Origin of the sequence: Streptomyces hyderabadensis (assembly GCF_020404845.1) — a bacterium.
Taxonomy (GTDB): Bacteria; Actinomycetota; Actinomycetes; order Streptomycetales; family Streptomycetaceae; genus Streptomyces; species Streptomyces hyderabadensis.
Genome location: NZ_JAIOJZ010000056.1, coordinates 13,722 through 35,798, shown reverse-complemented (window position 1 = coordinate 35,798; position 22,077 = coordinate 13,722). Strand labels below are relative to the sequence as shown.

Here is a 22,077-nt window from a genome sequence, read left to right as displayed (position 1 = left end):
GGCGGCGCGGGCGGCGCAGGTGGCGCGGGCGGCCCGGACCGCGGCCACGCGCGGGGCGATTCCCCTACTGCGACAGTGCCCAGACCGCGTAGGCGATGGCGTCGCTGTTGCGGTCCAGGGCCGTGTCGTTGATGTTGGCGGTGGTGTCGCAGGACGAGTGGTAGCAGCGGTCGAACGGCTGGCCCACGGTGCCGCCCCACTTGGCCGCCTGCGCGGACGTCTTGCGGTAGTCCGCGCCGCTGAAGAGGCCGCCGACGGGTACGCCCGCGTTCTTGAAGGGCGCGTGGTCGGAGCGCCCGTCGCCCTCGGTCTCGATCTCCGTGGAGATGCCCAGGCCGGCGAAGTAGTCCTTGAACGTCTTCTCGATCGTGGGATCGTCGTCGTAGACGAAGTAGCCGGGGTTGGGCGAGCCGATCATGTCGAAGTTCAGATAGCCGCTGATCTTCGCGCGCTCGACGGAGCCGAGGCTGTTGACGTAGTACCGGGAGCCGACAAGTCCCAGCTCCTCCGCGCCCCACCAGGCGAAGCGCAGGTGCTTGGCGGGCTGGTAGCCGGACCGGGCGACGGCGAGCGCGGTCTCCAGGACGGCCGAGGAGCCGGAGCCGTTGTCGTTGATGCCGGGCCCGGAGGTGACGCTGTCCAGGTGTGACCCGGCCATGACAACCTGATTAGCGTCGCCGCCCGGCCAGTCCGCTATGAGGTTGTACCCGGTGCGGCCCGAGGCGGTGAACTGCTGGACGCGGGTGGTGAACCCGGCCGCGTCCAGCTTGGCCTTCACGTAGTTGAGCGAGGCCTGGTAGCCGGCGCGGCCGTGGGCGCGGTTGCCGCCGTTCGCCGAGGCGATCGACTGGAGCTGGGAGAGATGGGCCTTGACGTTGGCTATCGGTATGTCGGGCGCGGCGGCGGCCGTGGCGGTGGGGTGCGCGGGCGCGGTCGCCGCGCCGGCGGCGGAACCGCCGGTCACCAGGGTGGCGACGGCGACGGCTCCGGCCGTCAGCGCACGCCCGGAAAGGAGGAGCTTCATGTGGGGGGCTCCGAATTCCTAGGGGGTCCCTGGGGAGGGGACTCCGCAGTGAATGGGGTGCCTGGATGGTGCGGGCGGGACTGACCAGCCGTCAAGACCGCTATTCGGCCACGCCGTCACACATACCGGAAGCCCCCTGCTCGCAGCCCGGGTGGTTCCGGCTCTAGTGGACGCAGAACTCGTTCCCCTCGGGGTCCGTCATCACCACCCACTCCCCGCCCGCCTCCTTCACCTGCCGCTGCACGCTCGCCCCCAGTGCCTCCAGCCGGGCGACCTCCTCCTCCCGCCGGCCTTCCGGTGCGTGCACGTCGAGGTGGACCCGGTTCTTGACGGTCTTGGCCTCCGGCACGCGCTGGAACAGCAGTCGCCGCCCCAGCCCGGTGCCGCTCTCCTCCTGGAAGGGGTCGTCGGGGTGGCGCACGGCGGCCAGGTCCCGCCAGGCGCGGCGGCCGTGGGACTCGACGGTCAACTCCGTCGGCACCGCGCCGAAGCCCAGCAGTTTCTCGATGAGCGCGCTGTTGTCCTCCAGTTCGTAGTGGAGGGCCGCGGCCCAGAAGTCCGCCTGCGCGTGCGGGGCGGCCGCATCAATGACGATCTTGAAGTGCAGGGGGGCGGGTCTTGAGGTCGATGTCATGTAACCACTTATACTGGTTGCATGACCGAGCGGGCAGCGGAATCGCCGGATGGACCGGAAACACGGGCAACGCGGGGAACACGGGAAACGCTGGAATCGCCGAAGTCGGCCCCCGGTCGTCCCCCCGGACTCACGCTGGTGTCGTCCCAGGGCAAGTCGTACCGCTTCGACCCGGGCGCGCTCTGCCTCGAACTGCTGCCGACGGGAGGGCCGGGCGAGTTCGCGCGCTGGGAGGTGCTGCACGAGCCCGCCGACCTGCTGGCCTGGGCCGACCGCAGCCGACTGCCGGGCGGGCTCGACCTGTCGGTGGACCGGGCGGACCTGGCACGGGCCAGGGCCCTGCGCGACGCCCTCTTCCTGCTCGCCGCGGACCGGGCCCACGGGCGGCTGCTCCGCCCCGCCCACCTGGACGTCGTCAACGCCGCCGCGGCCGCGCCGCCGCTCGTCACCCGCCTCGAAGCGGACGGCACGCGCGGCTGGGCCCCGGGTGCCACCGGCTCCGGACTGCTGTCGACGGTGGCGCGCGACGCGATCGAGCTGTTCACCGGTCCGTACGCGGACCGCATCCGCGAGTGCGGTGCCCACAACTGCTTCCTGCTGTTCGTGGACACCTCACGCCCCGGGCGTCGCCGCTGGTGTGCGATGGAGCACTGCGGCAACCGGGAGAAGGTCCGTGCCCACCGTGCCCGGCGGGCGCCGGACGAGCGCTGACCCGCCGCCCGGAGGTGCCGCTACGGCTTCCCCGCCCGGGTGCCGTGCCGCTGCCGCGGCGCGTCGGCGGCACCCGGCGACGCCGGCGTCCCGGAGGCCACCACCCCCGGCTCCCGCGCAGCGGCCCCCTTGGCCGGCGGTACGCCCGTGCCCGCCCGGTCCAGCCCCTCACGCAGTGCTCGCGCACTCCGGTGGGCCGTGCGCAGCGCGTCCCAGGTGAGCAGCGTCAGCGCCAGCCAGACCAGCCCGAAGCCCGCCCAGCGCTCGGGCGGCATGGCCTCGCCGAAGTACAGGACGCCGAGCAGGAACTGGAAGACCGGCGCCAGGTACTGCAGCAGCCCCAGGGTGGACAGCGGCACCCGGATCGCGGCCGCGCCGAAGCAGACCAGGGGGATCGCGGTGACGACACCGGTCGCGGCGAGCAGGGCCGAGTGCCCGGGCCCCTCGGAGGTGAAGGTCGAATCGCCCTGGGCGCCCAGCCACAGCAGGTAACCGAGCGCCGGGAGGAACTGGATCGCCGTCTCCGCGGCCAGCGACTCGACGCCGCCGAGGTTGACCTTCTTCTTCACCAGTCCGTAGGTGGCGAAGGAGAAGGCGAGGCAGAGCGAGATCCACGGCGGCTGGCCGTAGCCGATGGTGAGGACGAGCACGGCCGCGAAGCCGGTGCCGACCGCCGCCCACTGGGCGGGCCGCAGCCGCTCCTTGAGCAGCAGCACACCCATCGCGATGGTGACCAGCGGGTTGATGAAGTACCCGAGCGAGGCCTCGACGACGTGGCCGCTGTTCACGGCCCAGATGTAGACGCCCCAGTTCACGGTGATCACTGCGGCGGCGACCGTGACCAGCGCGAGCCTGCGCGGCTGCCGCAGCAGCTCGCCGGCCCAGGCCCAGCGTCGTACGAAGAGCAGGGCGACGGCGACGAAGACGAGGGACCACACCATCCGGTGGGCGAGGATCTCCCCGGCCCCGGCCGGCTTGAGCAGCGGCCAGAACAGCGGGACCAGGCCCCACATCCCGTACGCCGCGAAGCCGTTCAGCAGGCCTATGCGCTGATCACTCCTGGACGACCCGGCCACGGGCACCTCCTTCTCGCACACGGCATGCAGGGGACGGGGAGGCATGCCAGGACGAAGGTAGCGCCGGACCCACCCGCCTGTCATGCCCGTATCGCAATACGGTCATGACAGGCGAGGTGGGTGTGGGTAGGCGGGCGGGTGGGCGGCGGCCGGAAGGGCGGAGTCAGCCCTTGAGCGCGGCGGCGACGGCCTCCGCGAGCGGCGTCGTCGGACGGCCGGCCAGCCGGGACAGGTCGCCGGTGGAGACGACCAGCTCGCCCTTGGCGATGGCGGCGTCCACGCCCGCGAAGACGTCCGCGAGCGGTCCGGGCACCCCGGCGCCGGTCAGGATCCCGGTGTAGTCCTCGACGGAGACGGGGGTGTAGCCGATCTCCTTGCCCGTCTGCCGGCTCAGCTCGGCGGCGTACTCGGCGAAGCTCCAGGCCTCGTCGCCGCCCAGCTCGTACGCGGTGTTCTCGTGACCCTCGCCGGTCAGTACGGCGACGGCGGCGGCCGCGTAGTCGGCGCGGGAGGCGGAGGAGACCCGGCCCTCCCCGGCCGCCTGCACGACGGCGCCGTGCTCCAGGACCGGGGCGAGCTGCTCGGTGTAGTTCTCGTGGTACCAGCCGTTGCGCAGCAGCACGTACGGCACGCCCGAGCCGACCAGCACCTCCTCGGTGGCGCGGTGGTCGTCGGCGAGCGCGGCCTTGAGGCTGCTGGGGGCGCTGGTGTAGGCGAGCAGGGCGACGCCGGCCTTCTTCGCCGCTTCGATCACGATCGTGTGCTGCCCCACGCGGCCCTTGTCGAACTCGTTCCCGGAGATCAGCAGCACCCGGTCGCCGGAAGCGAACAGGCCGTCGAAGGTCTCCGGGGAGTTGTAGTCGGCGACCGCGAGCCGGACGCCGCGGGCGGCGAGGTCGGCGGCCTTGCCGCGGTCCCGGACGACGGCGGTGACCTGGTCGGCCGGGACCTTCTCCAGCAGTTGCCGCACGACGTGGCGGCCGAGGTGTCCGGTGGCTCCGGTGACGACGATGCTCATGGCTTCAGTGCTCCTAGTGGGGGTGCGTTGCCACTAACCCTAGGAGCTGCGCTATCCGAAGGAAAGTGCCCACTTCAAAGTAAGTACCTACCTGTGGGTAAGCGAAAGGGCCCGGACGTTCTCCGTCCGGGCCCTCGTGTGCCGTCCACGGCGGTCTGTCAGCCGACGACCGTCCAGGTGTCGTTGCCGGCGAGCAGGGCGGCGAGGTCGCCCTTGCCGTGCTGCTCGACGGCGGTGTCGAGCTGGTCGGACATCAGGGTGTCGTAGACCGGCCGCTCGACGGAGCGCAGGACCCCGATCGGGGTGTGGTGCAGGGTGTCGGGGTCGGCGAGGCGGGAGAGGGCGAAGGCCGTGGTCGGGGAGGCGGCGTGGGCGTCGTGGACGAGGATGTCCGCCTCGTTGTCCGCGGTGACGGTGACGATCTCCAGGTCGCCGGTGCGCGGGTCGCGTACGACGCCCTTGGCGCCGTCGGTGCCGAAACGGATCGGCTGACCGTGTTCGAGGCGGATCACCGCGTCCTCGGCCTGCTCCCTGTCCTTGAGGGTGTCGAAGGCGCCGTCGTTGAAGATGTTGCAGTTCTGGTAGATCTCGATCAGCGCGGTGCCGGGGTGGTCGGCGGCCTGGCGCAGGACCTCGGTGAGGTGCTTGCGGTCGGAGTCGACGGTCCGGGCGACGAAGGACGCCTCCGCGCCCAGGGCGAGGGAGACCGGGTTGAAGGGCGCGTCCAGGGAGCCCATCGGGGTCGACTTGGTGATCTTGCCGACCTCGGAGGTGGGGGAGTACTGGCCCTTGGTCAGGCCGTAGATCCGGTTGTTGAACAGCAGGATCTTGAGGTTGACGTTGCGGCGCAGGGCGTGGATGAGGTGGTTGCCGCCGATGGAGAGGGCGTCGCCGTCGCCGGTGACGACCCAGACGGACAGATCGCGGCGGGAGGCGGCGAGGCCGGTGGCGATGGCGGGGGCGCGGCCATGGATGGAGTGCATCCCGTAGGTGTTCATGTAGTACGGGAAGCGGGAGGAGCAGCCGATGCCGGAGACGAAGACGATGTTCTCGCGGGCGAGCCCGAGCTGCGGCATGAAGCCCTGCACGGCGGCGAGGATGGCGTAGTCGCCGCAGCCGGGACACCAGCGCACTTCCTGATCGGACTTGAAGTCCTTCATGGACTGCCGGCCCTCGGCCTTGGGCACGAGCTGGAGCAGTGCGTTGGCGTCAGCCATCGATGGCCTCCTTCAGGACGGCGGCGAGCTGTTCCGCCTTGAACGGCATGCCGTTGACCTGGTTGTGGGAGCGGGCGTCGACCAGGTACTTCGCCCGGATGAGGGTGGCGAGCTGGCCGAGGTTCATCTCCGGGACCACGACCTTGTCGTACCGGTCCAGGATCTCGCCGAGGTTCGGCGGGAAGGGGTTGAGGTGGCGCAGGTGGGCCTGGGCGATCCGGCCGCCCTCCTTGCGGATCCGCCGCACGGCGGCGGTGATCGGCCCGTACGTCGAGCCCCAGCCCAGCACCAGCGTCCGCGCGCCGCCGTCGGGGTCGTCGACGTCCAGGGCGGGGACCTCGATGCCGTCGATCTTGGCCTGGCGGGTGCGGACCATGAAGTCGTGGTTGGCCGGGTCGTAGGAGATGTTCCCCGTGCCGTCCTGCTTCTCGATGCCGCCGATCCGGTGCTCCAGCCCGGGCGTGCCCGGCACCGCCCACGGGCGGGCCAGGGTGTGCGGGTCGCGCTGGTAGGGCCAGAACACCTCGGTGCCGTCGTCCAGCGTGTGGTTGGGGCCCTGCGCGAACTGCACCGCCAGGTCCGGCAGCTCGTCCGGTTCGGGGATCCGCCACGGCTCCGAGCCGTTGGCCAGGTAGCCGTCCGAGAGGAGGAAGACCGGCGTCCGGTAGGTCAGGGCGATCCGGGCGGCCTCCAGGGCGGCGTCGAAGCAGTCCCCCGGGGTGCGCGGGGCGACGACCGGGACCGGCGCCTCGCCGTTGCGCCCGTACATCGCCTGCAGCAGGTCGGCCTGCTCCGTCTTGGTCGGCAGCCCGGTCGACGGGCCGCCGCGCTGGATGTCCACCACCAGCAGCGGCAGCTCCAGCGACACCGCCAGCCCGATCGTCTCGCTCTTGAGCGCCACTCCCGGACCCGAGGTCGTCGTCACCGCCAGCGACCCGCCGAACGCTGCACCCAGCGCCGCACCGATCCCCGCGATCTCGTCCTCCGCCTGGAAGGTGCGCACCCCGAAGTTCTTGTGCTTCGAGAGCTCGTGCAGGATGTCCGAGGCCGGAGTGATCGGATACGAACCCAGGAACAGCGGCAGGTCCGCCTGCCGGGACGCGGCGATCAGACCGTAGGCCAGCGCCAGGTTCCCGGAGATGTTGCGGTAGGTGCCGGGCTCGAACGCCGACCCGGCCGGCGCCACCTCGTAGGAGACGGCGAAGTCCTCCGTGGTCTCCCCGAAGTTCCAGCCCGCCCGGAAGGCCGCGATGTTCGCCGCCGCGATGTCCGGCTTCTTGGCGAACTTCGACTTCAGGAACTTCTCCGTGCCCTCGGTGGGCCGGTGGTACATCCACGACAGCAGCCCGAGCGCGAACATGTTCTTGCTGCGCTCGGCCTCCTTGCGGCTCAGGTCGAACTCGGTGAGCGCCTCCACCGTCAGCGTCGTCAACGGCACCGGATGCAGCCGGTAGCCGTCCAGGGAACCGTCCTCCAGCGGAGAGGTGTCGTAGCCGACCTTCTGCATCGCCCGCCGCGTGAACTCGTCCGTGTTCACGATGATCTCCGCACCGCGCGGCAGGTCGCCCACGTTCGCCTTCAACGCGGCCGGGTTCATCGCCACCAGCACGTTCGGCGCGTCACCCGGCGTGAGGATGTCGTGGTCGGCGAAGTGCAGCTGGAAGGACGAGACACCCGGCAGGGTGCCGGCCGGGGCCCGGATCTCGGCCGGGAAGTTCGGCAGCGTCGACAGGTCGTTGCCGAACGACGCGGTCTCCGAGGTGAACCGGTCACCGGTGAGCTGCATCCCGTCGCCCGAGTCCCCCGCGAACCTGATGATCACCCGGTCCAGCCGGCGGACGTCCTTCGCCCCGGCCGGTTTGCGCTGCGCTCCCACGACGGTCTCGTCGGTACCGTCGGCCTGCTCCGCTGGGCTGCTGACCTGGCTGGTCACTTACTGGACCTCCCTAGGGACGGCTGTCCGGGGACTGGTCTCCCACCGACCGTCCCAGGATCAACCCTACGTCCGCACGCAATGACTTCCGGTGGACATTCGCATGATGGACACGACTTCGAGATGGCCCGCGGCCCTGGAATTCCACGGCTTTCCCGCCCCGGCACCGTGCAGGACGCACGCGGCCCGTCCTCCGGTTTCTCATTCGTCCGGATGAGCGTCCCCGTTGCCGAGCCCGCCCGGTGCCTCCGAGGCGTGGGCCCCTGATATCAGGGATTGAGATGGATGTCAGGAATTGAGATAGGTGAGCACGGCGAGCACCCTGCGGTGATCACCGTCGCTCGGGGACAGACCCAGCTTCATGAAGATGTTGCTGACGTGCTTCTCGACGGCCCCGTCGCTCACGACGAGCTGCCGGGCGATCGCCGAGTTCGTCCGGCCCTCGGCCATGAGCCCCAGCACCTCCCGCTCGCGCGGGGTGAGCCCCGCCAGCACGTCCTGCTTGCGGCTGCGCCCGAGCAACTGCGCGACCACCTCCGGGTCCAGCGCCGTACCGCCCTGCGCCACGCGCACCACCGCGTCCACGAACTCCCGGACCTCGGCCACCCGGTCCTTGAGCAGGTAGCCGACGCCCCGACTGGAACCGGCCAGCAGCTCCGTCGCGTAGCGCTCCTCCACGTACTGGGACAGCACCAGCACACCGAGACCCGGATGCGCCTTGCGCAGCCGCACCGATGCCCGCACCCCCTCGTCGGTGTGTGTCGGCGGCATCCGCACGTCCGCCACCACGACGTCCGGCAGCTCGCCCTGGGCGTCCAGCTCGGTGATGGTCTTGACCAGTGCCTCACCGTCACCGACGCCGGCCACGACCTCGTGCCCGCGGTCGGTCAGCAACCGGGTCAGCCCCTCTCGGAGCAGCACTGAATCCTCGGCGATGACCACCCGCACCCTGTCCTCCACGATCCTCGGCCCCCCACAGCCCGTGCACCCCACGGCCCGCGCGGCCCACGCCGCGTCCACGAACCGTCCGTGCGACGGGTCCAGCATCCCAGCATCCGGGGGCGGACGCGCTCGGGCAACGAGAAGAAGGCGGCAAGTCCCGGGTGCCAGTCCGGGTTCGGCCACTCGATGGCCGGTTCTCGATCATCCCACCAGTCGGTATCAGGGCAACCGACGGAGCAGCAGGCGGCAGGCAGCAGGTGCTGTGCACCAGCCGGGCCCCGGTCGGCGCCTGCGGAGCCGTACGGAGCCCGGCGGCTGCTGAGTCGTACGGAGCCCGGCGGATCAGCCGGTGATCGGCTCGTTCCGCCACGGCAGTTCCGCCGTGATCCGGGTCGGACCGCCGGCGGGGGAGTCCACCACGAGGATCCCGTCCACCGCGTCGAGCCGCTCCGCCAGACCGGCCAGCCCCGAGCCGGCCGACGCCTGCGCGCCGCCCACGCCGTTGTCCACGACCTGGAGCATCAGCCGGTTCTCCACCCGCCACACCTCCACGGCGGCCGACGTGGCCCTCGCGTGCTTGCTGATGTTCTGGAGCAGCTCCGAGACGGTGAAGTAGGCGATGCCCTCGATCGCCGACGCCGGGCGCTCCGACAGGTCGACCTCCACCCGCACCGGCACGGTGCAGCGCGAAGCGACCGAGGAGAGCGCCGCGTCCAGGCCGCGGTCGGTCAGCACCGCGGGGTGGATACCCCGAGCGAGGTCCCGCAGCTCCTGGAGCGCCGTCTTCACCTCGCCGTGCGCCTCGTCCACCATGAGGGCCGCGGCCCTCGGGTCCTCCTTCAGCTTCTCCTTGGCCAGGCCCAGGTCCATGGCGAGGTTGACCAGGCGGGCCTGCGCCCCGTCGTGCAGGTCGCGCTCGATGCGCCGCAGGTCGGCCGCGGCCGTGTCGACCACCACCCCCCGGTCCGACTCCAGCTCCACGACCCGCGTCGCCAGCCGCGACGGTCCGAGCAGTCCGTGCACCATGACCCGGTCCACCATGGTCAGCGCCCGCACCAGCCACGGTGTGGCCAGGGTGAACAGCAGACCGACCAGCGCGGTGACGGCTATCTCGAAGGGGTTGTCCAGGTAGACCCGGTGGGTCTCGTCGCCGTAGAGCTGGAGCCCGTCCTGGCCGGCGTACATCGGGAACACCCAGAACCACAGCGGGTACGTCAGCGTCGCCCACCCGATCGCCCAGACGTTCAGGGCGACGACGAACGAGAACACGGCCCACGGGAACTGCACCAGCGCGTACAGCAGGCTCCGCCAGGAGGTGCCGCTCTTGAGCACGGCTCCCATCCAGCCCATCGCGCCCTGCTTCTTCAGCCGCAGCGGCTCCGGGTCGGCCACCCGCAGCCCCAGCAGGGCGCGCGCCCGCGCCCGCTCCATCGCCCCGAAGCCCCGGCACCCCGCGAGCGCGGCCGCCAGCACCGGCACTCCCAGGAACGTCACCAGCAGGCCCGCCCCCAGCGTCACCATCGTCACGGCGTAGGTGAAGAGCAGGATGCCGACCGGCAGCCCCAGCAGGACATAGCCGAACTCCCGCCAGCTGCGCGCCTCGAACGGTGCCCGCAGTCCCGCCGGCAGCCGGTGGCCCCGCGCACCGGTGTCCCCGGGGAAGCCGGAGCCGCTGCCGAGCCCGTAACCCTGTCCGTATTCCGTGGCCATCGGTGCCGTCCTTCTCCTCGTCGTCTGCGGTCGTCTGCGGCTGTGCTGTCGTACTCCCAGCCTCCTCGGCCGCACCGCCATGGCCAATGGAGCCCGTCGGCGTCTGGAGAGGGGGGTTTTCCCTACCTCCTGGCGAGTGAGCCGGCCGCGTCGGCCTCCGTGCGGTCGCGCCACGGCAGCTCGGCCGTGATGGTCGTGGGGCCGCCCTCGGGGGAGTCGACGACGAAGAGACCGTCGACGGCGGACAGCCGGTCGGCGAGGCCCTTCATCCCCGTACCGCCGTCGAGGCGCGCACCCCCGCGGCCGTTGTCCTCCACCTGTATGAGCAGTCGGTCGGACGACCGCCACACCTCCACCGAGGCCGAACTCGCCCCGCTGTGCTTGCTGACGTTCTGCAGCAGCTCCGAGACCGTGAAGTAGGCGATGCCCTCGATGGCGGCCGCCGGGCGCTCCGCCAGGTCGACGGTCACCCGGACCGGCACGGTGCAACGGGAGGCGACCGAGGAGAGCGCCGCGTCCAGGCCGCGGTCGGTCAGTACGGCCGGATGGATACCGCGAGCCAGGTCCCGCAACTCCTGCAGGGCCAGCTTCACCTCCCCGTGCGCCTCGTCGACCATGGCCGCCGCCGCGTCGGGGTCCTCCAGGAGCTTCTCCTTCGCCAGTCCCAGCCCCATGGCGAGGTTGACCAGGCGGGCCTGGGCCCCGTCGTGCAGGTCGCGCTCGATGCGCCGCAGGTCGGCCGCGGCCGTGTCGACCACCACCCCGCGGTCCGACTCCAGCTCGGCGATCCGCCGCTCCAGCTCGTCGGACGGGGACAGCAGCCCGCGCACCATCGCCCGGTCGGCGTTGGCGAGGCCCCGCGCGACGAACGGCAGCACCGGCCACAGCACGATCAACGACGTCAGGGTGACGACGAAGGTGAGGACGCCCCAGGGGAACCGGATGAACTCGTACAGCACCGTGCGCCAGCCCACCGGGTCCTTCAGCAACATCCACAACTGCGCGAAGAAGCCGCGGCGGCTCCGCAACGGCAGCGGGCTCGGCTCGTCCACCCGCACGCCGAGCAGCATCCGCGCCCGCGCCCGCTCCAGCTTGCCCAGCTGCCGCGCGCCCAGCAGACCGGCCGCCAGCAGCGGGAGCCCGATCACCGTGACCGTCAACCCGACACCGACGGACAGCATCGTTATGACATAGGTGAATCCGAGCAGCGCCGCCGGGAGATTCGCCAGCAGGTGGGCGATCTCCTTCCAGGTGTGCCGGTCGTAGGCGAAACGGGCCGGTGGCAGGCGGTCGCCGGCCGCTGCGCCGGTGGTCCCGGCGAGGCTGGATGTCGAGAGGCGTTCGGTCATACCCGTCAGCGTGCCGTGCGGCGGGGCGCGGCGCCATGAGGTGGACCGCCGGGATGCACTGAGGAAAACCCCACCCCCGCGTCCCAGGGCGCGACGGGCTGCTTACCGTCTCTTTATCAGGCTCTAGACTCCCGTGCGTACAGATCGTCGAACAGCGGCGTCCACGATGTCCGCGACGTCCACGACAGGGAGCGAGGGGCGCACGTGCCGGAACCGACCGTCGGCGACGCGACCGCCGGCGCCGTGACCACCGCCGATGCGACCGTGGGGCTCGCCGCCGACTACTTCCGGTCCTACTCCGTCGTCGGCCTGCTCGCCGTCGTGGGGGTGCTCTTCGTCGCCGTGGCCTTCGGCGCCGGGCGTCTGCTGCGGCCGGTGGTCCCGACGCCCGAGAAGCTGCTCACGTACGAGTGCGGCGTCGACCCCGTCGGCGAGGGCTGGGCACACACCCAGGTCCGCTACTACGTCTACGCGTTCCTCTACGTCATCTTCGCGGTCGACTCGATCTTCCTCTTCCCCTGGGCGACGGTCTTCGCCGACCCTGGTTACGGGGCCACGACCCTCGTGGAGATGTTCATCTTCCTCGGATTCCTCGCCGTGGGCCTGTTGTACGCATACAAGAAGGGCGTCCTGTCATGGACGTGAACCCCGTCGACCCCGCACCCGTGCCGCTCCCCGAGCCCAAGAGGCTGGGCACGCTCGCCCGCCTCGCCCCGGAGCCGATGAAGGTCGTCCTGAACTGGGGCCGCCGCTATTCGCTGTGGGTCTTCAACTTCGGCCTCGCCTGCTGCGCGATCGAGTTCATCGCCGCGTCGATGGCCCGCCACGACTTCATCCGGCTCGGTGTGATCCCGTTCGCGCCCGGCCCCCGCCAGGCCGACCTGATGGTCGTCTCGGGCACCGTGACCGACAAGATGGCTCCGGCCGTCAAGCGCCTGTACGAGCAGATGCCCGAGCCGAAGTACGTCATCTCCTTCGGCGCCTGCTCCAACTGCGGCGGCCCCTACTGGGACTCCTACTCGGTGACCAAGGGCGTCGACCAGATCATCCCCGTCGACGTCTACGTGCCCGGCTGCCCGCCGCGCCCCGAGGCGCTGCTCCAGGGCATCCTCAAGCTCCAGGAGAAGATCGCGCGGGAGTCGCTGGGGGAGCGGTACGGCACCTCGCCCCGGCCGTCGACGGCCGCGCTGCGCAGCGGTCTGGTACGGCCGCCCGTGTCGGCCCCGGACCCGGCCCCGGCCTCCGACGCGGAGGAGGGCCGATGACCGCCGTCGGCTGGCTCCCCGCGGACGCCGCGGACCTCTTCGGTCCGGACGCCGCGGCGGCGGAGTCGTACGACCTGCTGACCGTCGACGTGCCGCCCACGTCGTGGATCACCGCCCTGGAGACGGCGCGCGACCGGCTCGGCTGTACGTACTTCGACTGGCTGAGCGCGGTCGACGAGCCGGGCACCGGGTTCCGCGTCGCGGCGCACGTCGTGGCGCTGGGACCGGTACGCAGGCTGCTGCTGCGTACCACCGTCCCGCACGACGCCCCGGTCCTGCCCACCGCCGTCGCGGTGTACGCGGGCGCGGCCTGGCACGAGCGCGAGACCCACGAGATGTTCGGTGTCGCCTTCGCGGACCACCCCGCGCTGGACCACCTGCTCCTGCCGGAGGGCTTCGAGGGCCACCCGCTGCGCAAGGACTTCGTCCTCGCCGCCCGCGTCGCCAAGGCCTGGCCCGGGGCCAAGGAACCCGGCGAGTCCGACCACGGCGGTCCCCGTCGGCGCCAGATGCTGCCGCCGGGCGTACCGGATCCCAACGAGTGGGGCCCGCTGAAGGGCCAGCTGCCTCCCGCCCCCGCGCGCCCGGCCCGAGGTACGGGGCGCGCGACCGGGGAGCGCCCGGTACGCGGTGCGGGCGAACGCCCCGCCCGCCGTTCCCGTACGGCCGCCGAGGGCTCCGTCGGCCAGACGGCTCCCGGCAGCGAGACCCCGGCCGCGCCGCGCCGGTCCCGTACGGCCGCCGAGGGCTCGGTCAGCCAGGCCGCCCCGGCCGGGGAACCGGCGGCGGCACCGGCACCGCGGCGGTCCCGCAGCGCGAGCCAGGGCTCCGCCTCCCAGCGAGCGGCCGCCCCGACGGACGGGCCCACCGCCGATCCGGCCACCGGACAGCAGGACCCCGCGGGGGCGGTGAGCCCCCGGCGCACCCGGAGCGCGTCGCAGGGCTCGGCGAGCCAGCGGGAGGCCTCCGACGCCGCGTCCTCCCCCACCGAGGAGCCGGCGCCGAAGCCGGCGCCTTCGACCCCGCGCAGCCCCGATGCCCCGTGGCACCACGCCCGCCCGGCGTTCGACGAGCCTGCCGCCGCCGATGAGCCGAAGGCTGCCAGCGAGTCGTCGGCGGCTCCGGACCGGTCCGAGGCGCCCCGCGAGTCGCCGGATGGTCCCGACGGGCCCGACGCTCAGCACGGGTCGGAAGCCCCCCAGGAGCCCGACACCCCCGGCGGCACGGACACAGGTACAGACACAGACACGGACACGGACACGGACACGGACGCCGACACTCCGCCCGATCCGCCGAACTCCCCAGGAGGCCCGCAGTGAACGACGCGCTCGACGTCACCCTGCGCCTCCTGGTCGTCTTCGTCGTCTTCCTCGCCTTCCCCCTGATCGTCGGCCAGACCGAGCACAAGGTGATGGCCCACATGCAGGGCCGCCTGGGCCCGATGTACGCGGGTGGCTTCCACGGCTGGGCCCAGCTCGTCGCGGACGGCGTGAAGTTCGCGCAGAAGGAGGACGTGGTCCCCGCCGACGCGGACCGCCGCATCTTCCAGCTCGCCCCGGCCGTGGCCCTGCTGCCGTACCTCCTGGTGCTCCTGGCCATCCCGGTCGGGCCCGGGGAGGGCGCAGTCGGTCAGGCCGTCGACGCGGGCGTCTTCTTCGTCCTCGCCGTCATGGGCGTGGGCGTCCTCGGCTCGCTGATGGCGGGCTGGTCCTCGGCCAACAAGTTCTCCCTCCTCGGCGGCCTGCGGACCGCCGCCCAGCTCCTCGCGTACGAACTCCCGATGCTGCTGACCGCGGCCTCCGTGGCCATGGCGGCCGGCACGGTCTCCCTCGTCGGCATCCTCGACGCCTTCGAGTGGTGGTGGCTGCCCTGGCAGATCGTCGGCGCGGTCGTCTTCTTCGTCGCCGGGCTGGCCGAACTGCAACGGCCCCCGTTCGACATGCCGGTCGCCGACTCGGAGATCATCTTCGGCGCCTACACCGAGTACACCGGCCTGCGCTTCGCCCTGTTCCTCCTCGCCGAGTACGCCGGCATCGTCGTCCTGTGCGGTCTGACCACCGTCCTCTTCCTGGGCGGCTGGCACGGCCCCTGGGGCGCTGACGGCCTCGGCTGGGTGTGGACCCTGCTCAAGGCGGCCGTCCTCGCCTTCGTCGTGATCTGGCTGCGCGTCACCTACCCGCGCCTGCGCGAGGACCAGCTCCAGAAACTGTCCTGGACCCTCCTCGTCCCCCTCTCCCTCGCCCAGATCGCCCTCACCGGCATCGTCAAGGTGGTGATCGCGTAATGGCCCCCGTCCCCGGCAGCGGCCTGGCCAAGGGCCTGGCCGTCACCCTGCGCACGATGACGCGGAAGACCGTCACCGAGCAGTACCCGGACGCCCAGCCCGAACTGCCGCCCCGTACCCGCGGGGTGATCGGCCTGTTCGAGGAGAACTGCACGGTCTGCATGCTGTGCGCCCGCGAGTGCCCCGACTGGTGCATCTACATCGACTCCCACAAGGAGACGGTCCCGGCGACCACCCCCGGCGGACGCGACCGCAGCCGCAACGTCCTCGACCGCTTCGCCATCGACTTCTCCCTGTGCATGTACTGCGGCATCTGCATCGAGGTCTGTCCTTTCGACGCCCTGTTCTGGTCCCCGGAGTTCGAGTACGCCGAGACCGACATCCGCGACCTCACCCACGAGCGGGACAAGCTCCGCGAGTGGATGTGGACCGTGCCGGCCCCGCCCGCCCTCGACCCCGGCGCGGAGGAGCCCAAGGAAGTCGCCGCCGCCCGCAAGGCAGCCGACAAGCTGGCCGCACAGCAGCGGGCGGACCAGCCCGGGCAGGAGGACCGGACGTGACCCTCGCCGCCGCATCCCACGGCTTCCTGTCCCCGACCGGCGTGGAGATCGCCTTCCTCCTCGTCGGCCTGGTCACCCTCGGAGCCGCCGTCCTCACCGTCACCACCCGCCAACTCGTCCACGCCGCCCTGTGGCTCGTGGTGGCCCTGGGCGGCCTCGCCGTCGAATACCTGCTGCTCACCGCCGAGTTCATCGCCTGGGTCCAGGTCCTCATCTACGTCGGTGCCGTCGTCGTCCTCATCCTGTTCGGCCTGATGCTCACCAGGGCGCCCATCGGCCGCTCCCCGGACGCGGACTCGGGCAACCGCTGGGCCGCGCTCACCGTGGCGGTGGCCTCCGCGGCGGCCCTGGTGTGGGTCGTCGTCGACGCCTTCCGCACCACCTGGATCGAGCTGGACGGCCCGGCGGCCGGCTCCACCGCCGTCACCGGCGCGAGTCTCTTCCAGAACTGGGTCCTCCCCTTCGAAGCCCTCTCGGTCCTCCTCCTCGCCGCCCTGGTCGGCGCCATCGTCCTGTCCCGCAGGACCAAGGCGGCCCGCGCGGACGAAGTGTCCCGGGCCGGAACCCCCCAAGGGCAGCAGGGCGGTGTCCGCTGATGCACCTCGCCTATCCAGCCGTCCTCTCCGCCCTCCTGTTCTGCACGGGCCTCTACGGCGTCCTCGCCCGCCGCAACGCGATCCTGGTCCTGATGTCGGTCGAGCTGATGCTCAACGCCGTCAACCTCAACCTGGTCGCCTTCGACGTCTGGCTCAGCAGGGCCGCGGAAGAGACCCTGCACTCCGGCCAGGCCCTGACCCTGTTCACCATCGCCATCGCGGCCGCCGAGATCGGCATCGGCCTGGCGATCGTCCTCGCCGTCCACCGCAACCGCGGCACCTCCGACATCGACAAGCTCCGCGACACCGCCGAGGGCCACGAACCGGACGGCCCCGACACCGACACCCCCGCGACCGGGACGGCCGCCGAGAAGGCTGAGGCCACCGCGTGACCACGACCACCCTCGCCGTACTCGTCCCCCTCCTGCCCTTCCTCGGGGCTGCCGCCGGTCTCCTGCTGGGCCGGTCGGCGCCCGGGTTCGTCCGTCCCCTCGCCGTGCTGCCGACGCTGGCCGCCCTCGTCCTCGCCGTACTCGTGGCGGCCCGGCAGGGCGGCGGACGGGCCGTCGACGCCGTCACGGAGCTGACGCCCACCGGTTCGGTCCCCGTCGAACTCGCCCTGCACATCGACGGCTTCGCCGCCCTCGTCGCCATCCTGGTCGGCACCGTCGCCACCTGCGTGCAGCTCTACTCGACGGGCTACCTGCGCGACGACCCGCGCTACCCCTCCTACGCCGCCCTCGTCTCCCTGTTCACCTCCGCCATGTTCCTCGTCGTCTACTCCGGCGACCTGATGGTGCTGCTGGTCGGCTGGGAGATCATGGGCATCTGCTCGTACTTCCTGGTCGGCCACTACTGGGAGACCCCGGAGGCCCGCGCCGCCTCCCTCAAGGCCTTCCTGGTGACCAAGCTCGGCGACGTCCCCTTCCTGATCGGCCTGCTGGCCCTGGCGACCGAGGTCGGCTCCTTCCGCATCACCAAGATCCTCGGCGCGGTCGCGAGCGACTCCCTCGACCACCCGACGCTGATCGCCCTGCTGCTCCTGGCCGGGGTGGCGGGCAAGTCGGCGCAGTTCCCCCTGCACACCTGGCTGCCCGACGCGATGGCGGGCCCGACGCCCGTCTCCGCGCTGATCCACGCCGCGACGATGGTCGCCGCCGGTGTGTACTTCGTCGCCCGGCTCCTTCCGCTCTTCGAGGCCTCCGGGGCCGCGATGGTCGTCCTCGCCGTCATGGCCGCCGTCACCATGGTCGGCTCCGCGCTCGCCGCGCTCGCCCAGGACGACATCAAACGCGTCCTGGCCTACTCGACGATCGGACAGCTCGGCTACATGACCGGTGCCCTCGCCACCGGCGACCGGGGTGCCGCCGTCTTCCACCTCCTCACCCACGGCGCCTTCAAGGCGCTCCTGTTCCTCGCCGCCGGCGTGATCATCCACGCCGCCGGCACCAACTCGCTGGCCGCCATGTCGCGCATGCGGGGCCTGCGCGACCGCGTCCCGGACGCCTACTGGACGATGACCGTGGCCCTGCTCGCGCTCGCCGCGATCCCGCCCTTCAGCGGCTTCTTCTCCAAGGAGTCCGTCCTCGGCGCCGCGGAGCACGTCGCCACCGGCCACACCGAGCACGCACCCGGTGCCGCGGGCTGGACCGTCCTCGTCGCCGGCCTCGTCACGGCCCTGCTCACCGCCGCCTACGCCACCCGCCTGTGGCTGCTGGCCTTCCGCGGCCGCGGCGCCGAGGCCCCCGACCACGGCAGGCAGCCGGTGGTCATGAACGCGGTGCTCTGGGTACTGGCCCTCCCCTCACTCGCTCTGGGCGGACTAGCCTTCCGGCTGCTGCCCGACTGGTTCGACGGCCACGACCTCACCCCGACCCTCACCACCTCCGTGCTGGGCACGGGAGTGGCCCTGGTGGGCGGCATCGTCACCTACGCCGCCTGGCGGCACACCTCGGCGCTCGCGGCCCGCACCCCGCTGGGCGCCGTAGCGGCCCATCCCGAGGGCGACGCCGCCCTGGTGGAGGCCGAGGCCATCGCCGCCCACCGGCCCGCCTACGGAGACCTCGCCTCCGCGCCCGACCCCTCGGACCCGGGACGCCTCCTGCTGGGCCCGGTGCACCGGCACGCTGCCGTCGGCTTCCACCTGGACGCGGTGTACACGGCCCTCTTCGTCCGCCCGGTCCAGGCAGGCGCGAGCCTCGTCCGGTTCCTCGACCGCGAGGTCGTCGACACCTACGTACGCGCGGCGGGCGGACTGCCCCGCCTGCTCGGGGCCGCCGTACGGCGTGCCCAGACCGGCAATGTGCAGACCTATGTGAGCGCGCTGCTCGCCGGCACCGTCGTCCTCGCGGTCGCCGCCGTCCTCGTCGCCACGGGAGCGTGAGCAGGCGTGATCGATATCAACGAGTCCGTGATGCAGGTCCTTCTCGCGTTCATCGTCGTGGGCCCGCTCCTCGGTGCCGCCGCCGCCCTGCTGCCGGCCCCGCCCGGGCTGAAGGGGAAGTCACCCGAGCAGGCCGTACTCCGGCACGGCGTCACCGTCACCGGCGCCGTCCTCATCGCCGCGATCGTCCTCGTGCTCGGCTTCGACCACGACCATCCGTCGAAGATGCAGGCCAGCACGGACATCAGCTGGATCCCCGCACTCGACGTGCGCATCCACCTCGGCATCGACGGCATCTCCCTCCCCCTGCTGGTCCTGACCGCGCTGCTGACCTTCCTCTGCGCGCTCTACTCGTACTCGAAGATGCCGTCGGGCCCGAGCCCGAAGGCATTCGTCGCGCTGCTGCTCGTCCTGGAGTCCGGCACCCTCGCGACCTTCGCCGTCCTCGATCTGGTCCTGTTCTTCCTCGCCTTCGAGACGGTCCTCATCCCGATGTACTTCCTCATCGCCCGCTGGGGCGGCGAGGGACGGGCCGGGGCCGCCTGGAAATTCATCCTCTTCACGCTCCTCGGCTCCGTCGTCATGCTGCTCGGCCTGCTCCTGATCGGAATCACGGCGGGCACATTCGACATGGTGGCACTCGCCACTGACAACGGCCGGTCGCTGACCACATCCGTGCAGGTCATCGCCGTTCTCGCGATCGGGATCGGGCTCGCGGTCAAGACCCCGATGTGGCCGTTGCACAGCTGGCTGCCCGACGCCCACACCGCCGCGCCGACCGTCGGCTCGGTCCTGCTGGCCGGCGTGCTGCTGAAGATGGGCACGTACGGGTTCGTCCGGATCCTGCTCCCGGTGGCGCCGGACGGTTTCCGCACCTTCGCGCCCTACCTCGCCGCCTTCGCGGTCGTCGGCATCATCTACGGCTCCCTGGCCTGTCTGGCCCTCGCCAGGAGGGGCGCGAAGGGCGACCTCAAGCGCCTCATCGCCTACTCCTCCGTCGGCCACATGGGCTTCGTCCTGCTCGGCATCGCGACCATGACCCCGACCGGCGTGAACGGCGCCCTGTTCGCCAACATCGCCCACGGCCTCATCACCGGCCTGCTCTTCTTCGTCGTCGGCGCGCTCAAGGACCGCACCGGCACCACCGACCTCGACGCCCTCGCCGAGGAGTCCGGCCACGCCCTGTACGGCAAGGCGCCGCGCCTCGGCGGACTGCTCGCCTTCGCCGCGGTCGCCTCGCTCGGTCTGCCGGGCCTGGCCGGGTTCTGGGGCGAGATGCTCACCCTGTTCGGTGCCTTCGACCCGGCCCGGGACCTGAACCGCCCCGCCTTCCTCACCTTCATGGCGATCGCCGCGTTCGGCACCCTGCTGACGGCCGCGTACATGCTGATCGTGGTCCGCCGCGTCTGCATGGGCGCCGTACCGCAGGACGCCCCGCAGCCGAAGCTCGCCGACGTACGCGTGTACGAGTTCGCCGCCTGGACGCCGCTCGTCGCCCTCACCGTCGTCGCCGGACTGTGGCCCAGGACCCTCCTCGGGCTGACCGACCCGGCCGTGCAGCAGCTCCTCTCAGGAGGCACCCGATGAGCTTCCCGGCCCAGCCCCTCGCCGAGGCAGCCCTGGCGCAGCCACTGGCCCAGAACCTCGTCCAGTCCGTCGACTGGCTCGCCATCGCGCCGCCCACCATCACGGCCGTCGTGGGCCTCGTCGTGCTCGTCACCGACCTGTTCGTCAAGGACGCCCGCAAGCCGCTGCTCGGCTGGATCTCGATCGCCGGACTCGCCGCCTCGGCCCTCATGCTGCTGCCCCTGGTGAACGACGACCGCTCGACGTTCTGCCTGTCCGGCGAGCCCGGCGTCTGCAGCTACACCGCGGACACCTTCACCCTCGCCATCCAGTTCCTCGTCCTCGGCGGCGCCCTGCTCACCGCCCTGCTGTCCGTCACCGCCGTGAAGGACGCCGAGCGGGGACTGCCCGAGGGCGAGTTCTGGTTCCTGCTGCTCTCCTCCGCGGCCGGCGCCGCCCTCCTGCCCGCCTCCCGCGACCTCGCCACCCTGATCGTCGCCCTGGAGGTCGCCTCCCTGCCCGCCTTCGCCCTCGTCGGCCTCCGGCAGGGCGACCGCAGGTCCTCCGAAGCGGCCCTGAAGTTCTTCCTCTCCTCGGTCACCGCGACCGCGGTCAGCCTCATGGGCATCAGCTTCGTGTACGCCACCACCGGCACCCTCTACCTCACCCAGGTGGCCGACCGCATCCAGCACGTCGACGGGCAGTTCACCACCCTCGCCCAGACCGGCGTCGTCCTCACCCTCGTCGGTTTCGCCTTCAAGACGGCCGCCGTCCCCTTCCACTTCTGGGTGCCCGACACGTACGTGGGCGCCCCCCTGCCGATCGCCGCCTATCTGTCCGTGATCGGCAAGGCGGTCGGCTTCTCCGGCCTGATCCTGGTCACCGTCGTCGCGCTGCCGTCCTACGCGGACGTCTGGGGCCCCGCCCTCGCGGCACTGGCCGCCCTCACCATGACCGTCGGCAACGTCGGCGCCCTCCGGCAGCAGGCCACGCGCGCGTACAGCGCGGTACGCCTGCTCGCCTGGTCGTCCGTCGGCCAGGCCGGCTACCTGCTGGTGCCGATCGCCGCCGCCGCGTACTCCGACGATCCCGAGCACTCGATCGGCTCGACCGTCGCCTACGCCCTCATGTACGCCGCGGTGAACCTCGGCGCCTTCGCGGTGGCCGCGCTGGTGGGCCGCACGAGGGCCCTCAACCGCGTCGCGGACTACCGCGGCCTGTACGCGTCCAACCCCCTCACAGCCCTGCTCCTGGCCTTCTTCCTGCTCTGCCTCGCCGGTCTGCCGCCCGGCGTCATCGGCCTCTTCGCCAAGGTCACGGTGTTCACCGCGGCCGTCGACGCCGGACTGGGCTGGCTGGCCGTCGTCATGGCCGTCAACGTCGTGATCGCGCTCTTCTACTACCTCCAATGGACGGCTCTGCTGTTCCGGGCGCCGAAGGACGCGACCGCCGGCCACCGAGCCCCCGCTCCCCTCACGGCCGCGATCACCGTGACCGCGGTCCTCGCCGTCGCCCTCTCCGGCGCGCCCCAGCTGATCCTGCGCTTCGCCGACACCGGGCTCTTCTGAACGCACCCGCCCGGGCACGCGCGCGTACGGCACCCGGCTCCACGCGCGCGTGCCGCCCGCCGCGGCCGTCACCCGTACGGACCACACCTGCCGCCCCGGACGCCGGGGAACTGGTGGCCGTCGCCTGGCGTTGACCAGTACGGAAGGGTCCACTGGACGTGTCACCCACGGCACCGGTGGCACCGGAGACCAGGAAGCAACCACAGCGAGCGAGACCAGCAAGCAAAGGGTTCCCCTGCTG

The 22,077-nt window shown here is 71.8% G+C and carries 20 protein-coding genes; 11 read left to right on the top strand and 9 right to left on the bottom strand.

The genetic code is table 11. From position 1 onward, the window contains the following. Nucleotides 1–64 precede the first annotated feature (64 nt). Both K7854_RS31260 and K7854_RS31255 read right to left on the bottom strand, forming a co-directional pair. Nucleotides 65–1,024 carry a M28 family metallopeptidase gene (locus K7854_RS31260; RefSeq protein WP_226029916.1) on the bottom strand — a complete coding sequence of 320 codons (960 nt, stop codon included), beginning with the start codon at nt 1,022–1,024 and terminating at the stop codon, nt 65–67. Nucleotides 1,025–1,187: 163 nt separating this feature from the next. Further along, nucleotides 1,188–1,658 (bottom strand): VOC family protein, encoded by a 471-nt coding sequence (locus K7854_RS31255; protein WP_226029915.1) that lies wholly within the window; start codon nt 1,656–1,658, stop codon nt 1,188–1,190. A 138-nt stretch (nt 1,659–1,796) separates the two neighbouring features. Between K7854_RS31255 and K7854_RS31250 the strand changes: the two genes are divergently transcribed. Next, complete coding sequence (locus K7854_RS31250; RefSeq protein WP_226029914.1) at nt 1,797–2,369, top strand: CGNR zinc finger domain-containing protein; 573 nt, start codon at nt 1,797–1,799, stop codon at nt 2,367–2,369. A gap of 20 nt (nt 2,370–2,389) precedes the next feature. On the opposite strand, the gene rarD is transcribed toward K7854_RS31250, so the two are convergent. The 7 genes from rarD to K7854_RS31215 form a co-directional block, all read right to left on the bottom strand. Then, the gene (rarD, locus tag K7854_RS31245; RefSeq protein ID WP_226029913.1) at nt 2,390–3,445 is read right to left on the bottom strand and encodes an EamA family transporter RarD; all 1,056 of its coding nucleotides are present in this window, start codon (nt 3,443–3,445) and stop codon (nt 2,390–2,392) included. A gap of 163 nt (nt 3,446–3,608) precedes the next feature. Beyond that, on the bottom strand, nt 3,609–4,463 hold the full coding sequence (locus tag K7854_RS31240; protein WP_226029912.1) for an SDR family oxidoreductase: 855 nt from the start codon (nt 4,461–4,463) through the stop codon (nt 3,609–3,611). Between the two features lie 158 nt (nt 4,464–4,621). Beyond that, complete coding sequence (locus K7854_RS31235; RefSeq protein ID WP_226029911.1) at nt 4,622–5,680, bottom strand: 2-oxoacid:ferredoxin oxidoreductase subunit beta; 1,059 nt, start codon at nt 5,678–5,680, stop codon at nt 4,622–4,624. Further along, complete coding sequence (locus K7854_RS31230) at nt 5,673–7,613, bottom strand: 2-oxoacid:acceptor oxidoreductase subunit alpha (RefSeq protein ID WP_226029910.1); 1,941 nt, start codon at nt 7,611–7,613, stop codon at nt 5,673–5,675. Before K7854_RS31230 ends, K7854_RS31235 begins: the two co-directional genes overlap by 8 nt. A 288-nt stretch (nt 7,614–7,901) precedes the next feature. After that, nucleotides 7,902–8,561 carry a response regulator transcription factor gene (locus K7854_RS31225; protein ID WP_275898184.1) on the bottom strand — a complete coding sequence of 220 codons (660 nt, stop codon included), beginning with the start codon at nt 8,559–8,561 and terminating at the stop codon, nt 7,902–7,904. A gap of 336 nt (nt 8,562–8,897) precedes the next feature. Next, nucleotides 8,898–10,265, bottom strand: coding sequence for a sensor histidine kinase (locus K7854_RS31220; protein ID WP_226029909.1), 1,368 nt, complete (start codon nt 10,263–10,265; stop codon nt 8,898–8,900). Between the two features lie 122 nt (nt 10,266–10,387). Beyond that, nucleotides 10,388–11,614: a sensor histidine kinase gene (locus tag K7854_RS31215; RefSeq protein ID WP_226029908.1), complete on the bottom strand. Its 1,227-nt coding sequence runs from the start codon at nt 11,612–11,614 to the stop codon at nt 10,388–10,390. Nucleotides 11,615–11,818: 204 nt separating this feature from the next. Here K7854_RS31215 and K7854_RS31210 point away from each other — a divergent pair, with 204 nt between their 5' ends. Genes K7854_RS31210 through K7854_RS31165 form a run of 10 tightly spaced genes read left to right on the top strand, consistent with a single transcriptional unit; the run spans nt 11,819 to nt 21,836 of the window. Then, the gene (locus K7854_RS31210; RefSeq protein WP_226029907.1) at nt 11,819–12,259 is read left to right on the top strand and encodes an NADH-quinone oxidoreductase subunit A; all 441 of its coding nucleotides are present in this window, start codon (nt 11,819–11,821) and stop codon (nt 12,257–12,259) included. Further along, nucleotides 12,250–12,879 carry an NADH-quinone oxidoreductase subunit B gene (locus K7854_RS31205; protein WP_226029906.1) on the top strand — a complete coding sequence of 210 codons (630 nt, stop codon included), beginning with the start codon at nt 12,250–12,252 and terminating at the stop codon, nt 12,877–12,879. The genes K7854_RS31210 and K7854_RS31205 overlap by 10 nt, the downstream gene beginning before the upstream one ends. Continuing rightward, entirely contained in the window at nt 12,876–14,198 is a 1,323-nt protein-coding gene (locus tag K7854_RS31200; protein WP_226029905.1) for an NADH-quinone oxidoreductase subunit C, read from the top strand. Before K7854_RS31205 ends, K7854_RS31200 begins: the two co-directional genes overlap by 4 nt. Beyond that, nucleotides 14,195–15,163: a complex I subunit 1/NuoH family protein gene (locus tag K7854_RS31195; RefSeq protein ID WP_226029904.1), complete on the top strand. Its 969-nt coding sequence runs from the start codon at nt 14,195–14,197 to the stop codon at nt 15,161–15,163. The genes K7854_RS31200 and K7854_RS31195 overlap by 4 nt, the downstream gene beginning before the upstream one ends. Then, nucleotides 15,163–15,723 (top strand): NuoI/complex I 23 kDa subunit family protein, encoded by a 561-nt coding sequence (locus K7854_RS31190; protein ID WP_226029903.1) that lies wholly within the window; start codon nt 15,163–15,165, stop codon nt 15,721–15,723. Before K7854_RS31195 ends, K7854_RS31190 begins: the two co-directional genes overlap by 1 nt. Then, on the top strand, nt 15,720–16,319 hold the full coding sequence (locus tag K7854_RS31185; protein ID WP_226029902.1) for an NADH-quinone oxidoreductase subunit J family protein: 600 nt from the start codon (nt 15,720–15,722) through the stop codon (nt 16,317–16,319). Before K7854_RS31190 ends, K7854_RS31185 begins: the two co-directional genes overlap by 4 nt. Then, complete coding sequence (nuoK, locus tag K7854_RS31180; protein ID WP_011029757.1) at nt 16,319–16,711, top strand: NADH-quinone oxidoreductase subunit NuoK; 393 nt, start codon at nt 16,319–16,321, stop codon at nt 16,709–16,711. The genes K7854_RS31185 and nuoK overlap by 1 nt, the downstream gene beginning before the upstream one ends. After that, a complete protein-coding gene (locus K7854_RS31175; protein ID WP_226029901.1) occupies nt 16,708–18,702 on the top strand; it encodes an NADH-quinone oxidoreductase subunit 5 family protein in 1,995 nt (664 codons plus the stop codon). The genes nuoK and K7854_RS31175 overlap by 4 nt, the downstream gene beginning before the upstream one ends. A gap of 6 nt (nt 18,703–18,708) precedes the next feature. Further along, nucleotides 18,709–20,289, top strand: a complete 1,581-nt coding sequence (locus tag K7854_RS31170) for a complex I subunit 4 family protein (protein WP_226029900.1) — start codon at nt 18,709–18,711, stop codon at nt 20,287–20,289. Beyond that, on the top strand, nt 20,286–21,836 hold the full coding sequence (locus K7854_RS31165) for an NADH-quinone oxidoreductase subunit N (RefSeq protein WP_226029899.1): 1,551 nt from the start codon (nt 20,286–20,288) through the stop codon (nt 21,834–21,836). Before K7854_RS31170 ends, K7854_RS31165 begins: the two co-directional genes overlap by 4 nt. Nucleotides 21,837–22,077 lie beyond the last annotated feature (241 nt).